Origin of the sequence: Acetobacter conturbans (assembly GCF_011516755.1) — a bacterium.
GTDB lineage: Bacteria > Pseudomonadota > Alphaproteobacteria > Acetobacterales > Acetobacteraceae > Acetobacter > Acetobacter conturbans.
On record NZ_WOSY01000045.1, the window covers coordinates 1 to 6,742 of the forward strand.

The following is a 6,742-nucleotide window of genomic DNA, read 5'->3' on the forward strand; positions in this document are numbered from 1 at the left end:
GAAGCGACGCCTGGCCCGGTCCGTGACGCAAAACACGCGGGTTTCCGTCACCAGCCGCTGGGTGCCGTGTGGTCCCCGCTGGATGGAGAAGCCCAGAGCGAGCTTGCAGACGTCATCTTGGCGAGGGATGAGAAAAGCGCCGGTCGTAGGAATGTCGCACAATCCGTAATCCGTCCGCCAGAACGCGCCGATGAGGCCATAGACCAGGGCGGCATCGCCCCGCCGTTCCAGCACCGTGAAGTCGGTGAGGTCCAGATGCCGTTGCCGCGCATGGCCTAACAGCCGGGCGGGCATTTCGCGCAGGCAGATGGCGGCACGAACCAGCGGATCGTCCTGATTCCGCCATGCAGCCACCGCGTTCATGATGCGACTGGCCGGGGCGGAGATATCGACACTGTGTCGCTCGCTGAAATCGAAGCGCGGGATGAATTCGTCCAATAGGTTCATCATGCTTCCATTTCTCTCCGGCGAGGTGGTACATTAGCGCACTATGCCACAAGAGCATTTCGCACCGTAGTGCGGATACTGCGATGGCTTCATGGCGAAGCCAGACAGTAATTCCATAATATATTGTGAACGAAATATGATTGCAGACTTGAAAGCACGATGACTGGATTTTGGCACGTCATGCCGAAGGTCTTCAAAAAATCGGGATAGACAGAAAATGTCGGTTCGGCGACCACCTCTCGATCTGCGGGAATTGCTGTTCGTGCGTGTCATCGCGAGGGAGGGAAGTATCCACGGAGCCGCACGGGCGTTGGGAGGCAAACAATCTGCCGTAAGCCGGTCTTTGCGATTACTGGAAGAGCGACTTGGCGTCTCCCTCTTTCGACGCACGTCGAGCGGTGCCAGACTGACCCCGGCGGGAGTTGCCTTTCTGCGAGAGGCTGAGAAGCTGCTCGATGGAACTGTCGGACTGTACGAGCGCACGCGGCGTTGGAGCCGGGGCGAGACCGGCGTCATCTCCGTGGGCGTCCAGGGCAGCATCCCACCCGGCCGGATCTCGGCGATACTGGAGTCGTACAGCCGTGCGCAACCCGGTATCTCCTTCATTTATCGGGATAATGCGAAAAAAGAACTGCTCCAGGCCCTGGAACAGGAAGAGATCGACCTCGCGATAATGACGCTGCCCTTGCCCGGCAGCATGGCGGCCACGATCCCGCTCTGGAGCGATCGTGTCGTTGCGATCATGCCGGTCGAACATCCGATCGCACAGGTCGGAACCGCGTCATGGGCCGAGTTGCACGACGGAATCTTTCTGATCGGGAAGGATGATACCGGCGACGAACTGCTCGCGCTCCTGATGCGCAAGATGCGGCAGGCGGGATTTGTTCCTGTGACACGTCAGGAGGCGGTCAGAAGCCTGCGGGTCGTCGCATTGGCAGCAAATGGAAGTGGCATTGCCCTATTGCCGGATGCCTGGCTGGGCTTTCTGCCCGCTGCCATCCGGGAGCGGATCGCTGTAGTGGAAGTCATCGACGGGGACGGGTTTTCCCACTTCGCGTATGGCGCGGCCTGGCACCGTGAGCGCTGCCCACCGGCCGCGAGAACAGTCATTCGTTTTCTGGAGCAGCAGGCGGCTGCGTTTTAACGGCTGCCCGCCGTGGCCCCTGCCGGAGCTTTCGGAACGCGCGGTCGGATGTGATAAAGCCACGGATCATGTGCGGCACGAGACGGGCAGGCTCGACGGGCTGGCCGTTCTGGCTGACCAGGGCAGCATAAGTGACGAGATCGCGATGAAGGTCCGCAGGCAGGTCCACGGTGACGCGGACCGGCTTTTCGTCGGGAATTTCGGTGATGCGCAGCTTCGTCATGGAGCCGGTTCCTTTGGGTGCCAGGGGTTCAAGATCAGGTCGCGATTCAGGATAAGCATGAACGGCAGGCCCGGCCGGTCTGTCAGCGTCGGCTGAATATTCAGGCTGCGATCAATCAGCCGGTTGCCGACCATGGAAAACCCGTTGCTCGCGCCGGAGCGGATGGCCTGCATCAGGTTGTTCTCGTTCCATGACGTGCCCGCTTCGGAGCCCACGCTGAGGAGGGTCGTGACGAGCGCCGCCCTGAAGAGCTGGCCCCAATGATTGTTCACCTCGTCGGACAGGCCGGACTGGCCGATGGCGTCGCCGCCGGGCAGCTTTTCCAGGACGAGGCTTTCGCCGTTCGGATAGATCAGCCGGGTCCAGATGATCTGGGTGCGCTGCTGCCCGAAGGAAATGCCGCTGTTATAGGCCCCGAACAGGGTGCTTCCCTGCGGGATAAGCAAGGACCGTCCGGTCGGGCTGTCATAGACGTTCTGGGTGACATGCCCTACGATCTGTCCGGGCAGATCGGAACTGATCTTCGTATTGAGTGCGCCGGCAATGACGGTCCCAGCCTGGAGGATATAAGGCGAGGCGGGAGATACGATCCGATCCGGGCTGACGGTCATGCGGTCCGGCTGACCCGCCAGGAAGGCGCGATTGCCGGTCTGCTGGTCGGGGCCGGTCGGTGATGCCTGTGCTCCGGGAGCGGTGGCCATGACCGGAATCGTCTGCGCAGTCTGGCCGTCCCGCGCCTCGATCTGGGCGAAGAGCCTGCTGGTGCGGGCCGCCTCGATTTCCTGATCGCCACGGCGGTCTCCCATGCCCGAGACCGGTCCCGCGCGACCGTTCCGCTGTGCGTCGAGGATCGGCTTGCCGAGATCGCCGGGCAAAGGCGGCCCGAGTTTTGGAGTGGCGGTATAATCACTGGGGAGAGCGGCCAGCCCGTCGGCCGAAGGACGGGTGTCGGTGTCCTGTGCCCCCTGGACCGACCCCTTCTGTGTACCATTTTGCAGCGCGTAGCCCAGCGCAAGACCGATCGCGAGCATCCCCGCACCACCCAGCGTCCAGATGACGGGGCGCGAGAGCCGGACCACCGGCGGACGCTGCACGCGCAGCCGCAAATCGGGAGAGGGCGGCGGGGATGATGGTCCTGTTCCGCTTCCGCTTGTGGTGGCTCCCGTATTCCCTTCCGGGCGCTCTTCCGCGCCGCTCATGACTTCCTGCCATCCGTGCGGACGATCCGTACTCGCTGCTCGGAATGTTTATCCCCAAGCCGCAATTCGGCCGCCGCAAACAGGCGATCGACGATCATCCAGTTCTGCCTCACCCGGTAGTTCACCAGTTCCGGGCCGCCATCGGCCCCCAGCACGAACAGCGGCGGCAGTTCGCCCTGCCCGATACCGGACGGAAACGCGAGATAGACTTTGTGGCCATCGTCGAACGCCCGGCTGGGCAGCCAGGGCGGTGTTCCGCCTTTCACACTCTCGATCGCGTATCGGAAATTCAGCGCGTCGAGATTCAGCCCCGCATCCACGGGCGCCGCTTCGTCGGCGTTACTGTCCTGCCGATGCAGGGCAATCAGCTCATCCTCGGGATAGTCCCAGGAGACGGACGCCATATAGGTCGCGGGTGTCGCCCGCAGTTCGGCAAGGTAGGTCCGCCGGTCGGTATTGACGATCAGATTGGTGGTCAGGTCCGGTCGCGTCGGCTTGACCAGGATATGCACCCTTCTGGTCGTACCCGCGCCACTGGTGGTATCGCCGACAATCCAGCGCACGGTGTCCCCCACCGCGACCGGGCCAGTACCGACCAGCTTCTCGCCCTGCTGGAGCATGATGTCGGTGATCTCGCCGGGCGCGGCATAGACCTGATAGAGCGCGCCCGCGCTGTAGGGATAGACCTGCACCGCATTCACATAACCGGCCCGCGTCGGCTGGATGCGGGCGGCAAGATTGGCCTGGGTCACGCGCACGGTAGGGTCAGCCGCCTCGGGCACGACATGGGCACGCCGCAAGGGTGGAAGCGGCTTGAGTTGACCCGGCAGGGGAAGCAGCCGCGGGACTTCCACCACCCGCACAGGCTTCGGCGGATCAGGCAGGAGCATGGCCTGGGCCGCGTCGTCATATCGTATGACGGGTGGATGGTACTGTTGCGCGCAACCCGCCAGGGGCAGGGTCAGCAACGGCAAAGCACGAAGAGCACGACGGATCATTGGCCAAGCTCCTTCGACCAGTTAATGGCGGAGACGTAGATTCCGAGCGGGTTTTTCCGCAGATGATCCGCGTCGCGCGGGGTGCGCAGAACAACCGAGACGATGGCGGTCCAGCGTTCGGTGCCGGTGAACGCGCCGTCACGGTAATGGCGCTCCGTCCAGGCCACCCGGAAACTTCCGGGAGAGGCCCGGATCACCGAGGCGATGTCCACCTCGACCTGCTCGTGCCCGATCCGCGAAAACGGATCATTCAGGCGGGCATAATCATTGAGGGCCACAGCGCCGGACGTGGTGGTGAAATCATAGGCGCGCAGCCAGTTCTGCCGGACAACCACGGCATCCGAAGACAGGGACCGCACGTCATGGACGAACTGCGCCAGATACCAGGCGATCTGCGGATCGGCGGGCATGTAGCCGGACGTGGCCGGGGCAACGACCTGCGCCTGCCCCAGCCGGTCCACCTGCACGACCCACGGCGTGATGGTGCCGCGCGCGGACTGCCAGACCAGCCCGCCCCCGAGACCGGCGGACAGGAACAGGGAGCCAAAGGCCATGAGACGCCAGTTGCGGGCTTGCACGCGGGCCGAGCCGATGCGCTCATCCCAGATCTGCGCTGCCTTCTGGTATGGGGTGACGGGCTCGGGCGTGGTCCCGTAGCGTGTTGTGGAGCGACGGAACATCATTCTTTCTCCGAGAGATCGATGGACGTGGACCCGCCCCCGCCATCGGCGGAGCGGATGATATGGGCGGCCTCGGCGGCATGGGTGGCGGCGTTGCGGCGCTTCATGTTCCGCGCCCAGCGGGGCGGCTTGCCGTCGGAGCCGTCGCCGCTATCGGGGTCGCCTCCCGAGGGGCCGCCACCAGGGTTACCGCTACCGGCAGGCCCGGTACCGGGATCACCTCCGCCGCCGGACGGGCCTGAAGACGCACCGTCACCCGATGGCCTATCGCCTTCTCCGGCGCCGCCCATCGCACCGGCGGCCCAGCGTCCGCCAGCAGAGTAGCTTTCCTTCAACGAGGATGTTGCCGCGCCGACCTTGCTCTTCACGGCGTTCATCGCAGCACCCCCAGCGGCGCGACCGACATTGCCAGCCGCCGATGCCATGCCCGCCGCACCAGTCTGTCCGGCCGCCCCCATGGAGTAGGCTGTCGTGGCGGCACCTGCGACGGCAGCCCCTCCGCGCGCTGCCGCTGCCGTCGCACCGAGGGCCGCCGCTCCGCCAGACGCCACGGCGGCGGGCGCGGCAACAGCCGCAGCCCCCATCGCGCCCACCGCCATCGCGGTTCCCGCTGCTGCCCCGGCACCAAGCTGCGGGGCACCGGAAATCAGCCCATTGGCGAGCGAGCCGCCGAAAATGGCGAGACCCACGATGCAGAGTGACGCCAGCACGACGGACAGCGCCTGGCCGATGGTGGGCGCACTATCACCGTAGGACGTCGTGAACTGCCTGAAGAGCACGGAAGCTATGGCGGAAATAACCGCCAGCACCATGATCTTCACGCCGGACGACACGACATTGCCCAGTACCTTCTCGGCGAGGAACGCCGTGCGGTTGAACAGGGCAAACGGGATCAGCACGAAGCCCGCGAGTGAGGTCAGCTTGAACTCGACGATCGCCACGAAGAGCTGCACCGCGAGGATGAAGAAGGCCGCCAGCACGATGAACCAGCACAGGAGCAGGACGAGGATCTGCACGATGCTGGCCAGCGCACCGAAGGAAAACGCCAGTTTACTCGCCGCATCCAGCAGCGGCTGCGCGGCATCGAGCCCGGTCGCCGCCAGTCGGCCGGGATGCATGAAATCCCCAAGCGCCAGCGTGCCGCCCCCGGCTTTGAGCCCGAGGGCCGCGAAACTGTTGAAAACGATCCCCGACAGGCCGCTGAAATGGTCAATGACGAAGGCAAAGAAGCCGATATACAGCGTCCTCTTCACCAGACGCTGGATGATGTCCTCATCGGCGGCCCAAGCCCAGAACAGGCCGGCCAGCACGATGTCCAGCACCGAGAGCGAGCCGGCCAGCGACACCACACTTCCCTTCACCAGACCGAAACCGCTGTCGATCGTAGTCTCGAAGGTATTCAGGAAACCGTCGATGATGCCGACATTGTCGCTCGCCATTGCTCAATATCCAGAACTTGGGATGGCGACGGCCTGGGGAACATAGGCGTCATACTGCGAAAAATGCTGATATTGGGCTTCCGCCCCTGCCTCGTTCGCCGCCTGTCGCGCCCGTTCGAGGTCCGCAGCCCGGCCATTGGCGGCCAGTTCCGCCTGGATGTCGAACAGTTGCCGGGATTGCAGGGCCATAAGCTGGTTGCCGGCCTGCGCGGCCTGCAACGCCCCGGTTGACGTCTGGCTGGCCGAAACCAGTTGCGTCATGGCCGAACTGTCGCTCGGGATGTTTCCTACCACCCGCGCCTGAAGCTTCAGGGCGTCCTCGAACCCACCCACAGAATTCTGCCAGCGTGTCTGTGCCTGGCTGAACAGGGCACCGTCGGACATGCCAGAGGACACGGACGTGTACGCCTGCTGGTACTGCTGCTCGACGGACTGGACGCTGTAGGCAATATTCTGCGCCTGCGCGAGCAACGCTGTGGTTTGGGAAATCGTCGATTGCAGCGTCGACAGTGTCGAAAGTGGTAGGCTCGCCAGATTGCGACCTTGGTTGACCAGCATCTGCGCCTGATTGGCCAGTGACGTGATCTGGTTGTCGATCTGCTGGAGCGTGCG

Annotated in this window: 8 protein-coding genes; 1 reads left to right on the forward strand and 7 read right to left on the reverse strand. The window is 64.1% G+C overall.

What is annotated here, in order from left to right:
• The coding region (locus tag GOB81_RS16925; protein ID WP_173571416.1) for a hypothetical protein at positions 1 to 450 on the reverse strand (450 nt) is incomplete at its 3' end.
• A gap of 214 nt (positions 451 to 664) precedes the next feature.
• Between GOB81_RS16925 and GOB81_RS16930 the strand changes: the two genes are divergently transcribed.
• A complete protein-coding gene (locus GOB81_RS16930; RefSeq protein ID WP_010667186.1) occupies positions 665 to 1,591 on the forward strand; it encodes a LysR family transcriptional regulator in 927 nt (308 codons plus the stop codon).
• On the opposite strand, the gene GOB81_RS16935 is transcribed toward GOB81_RS16930, so the two are convergent.
• From GOB81_RS16935 to trbJ, 6 genes are all read right to left on the reverse strand, one after another.
• Positions 1,554 to 1,814 carry a DUF2274 domain-containing protein gene (locus tag GOB81_RS16935; protein WP_010667185.1) on the reverse strand — a complete coding sequence of 87 codons (261 nt, stop codon included), beginning with the start codon at positions 1,812 to 1,814 and terminating at the stop codon, positions 1,554 to 1,556. The two genes, GOB81_RS16930 and GOB81_RS16935, sit on opposite strands and share 38 nt — an antisense overlap.
• Entirely contained in the window at positions 1,811 to 3,013 is a 1,203-nt protein-coding gene (locus GOB81_RS16940) for a TrbI/VirB10 family protein (protein WP_010667184.1), read from the reverse strand. The genes GOB81_RS16935 and GOB81_RS16940 overlap by 4 nt, the downstream gene beginning before the upstream one ends.
• Positions 3,010 to 4,011 carry a P-type conjugative transfer protein TrbG gene (gene trbG, locus GOB81_RS16945; protein ID WP_018308105.1) on the reverse strand — a complete coding sequence of 334 codons (1,002 nt, stop codon included), beginning with the start codon at positions 4,009 to 4,011 and terminating at the stop codon, positions 3,010 to 3,012. Before trbG ends, GOB81_RS16940 begins: the two co-directional genes overlap by 4 nt.
• Positions 4,008 to 4,691: a conjugal transfer protein TrbF gene (gene trbF / locus GOB81_RS16950; protein ID WP_018308106.1), complete on the reverse strand. Its 684-nt coding sequence runs from the start codon at positions 4,689 to 4,691 to the stop codon at positions 4,008 to 4,010. Before trbF ends, trbG begins: the two co-directional genes overlap by 4 nt.
• Positions 4,691 to 6,130: a P-type conjugative transfer protein TrbL gene (trbL, locus tag GOB81_RS16955; RefSeq protein WP_173571417.1), complete on the reverse strand. Its 1,440-nt coding sequence runs from the start codon at positions 6,128 to 6,130 to the stop codon at positions 4,691 to 4,693. Before trbL ends, trbF begins: the two co-directional genes overlap by 1 nt.
• Positions 6,131 to 6,133: 3 nt before the next feature.
• Positions 6,134 to 6,742, reverse strand: a 609-nt coding sequence (trbJ, locus tag GOB81_RS16960) for a P-type conjugative transfer protein TrbJ (RefSeq protein ID WP_173571418.1), incomplete at its 5' end; no start/stop codon positions are given.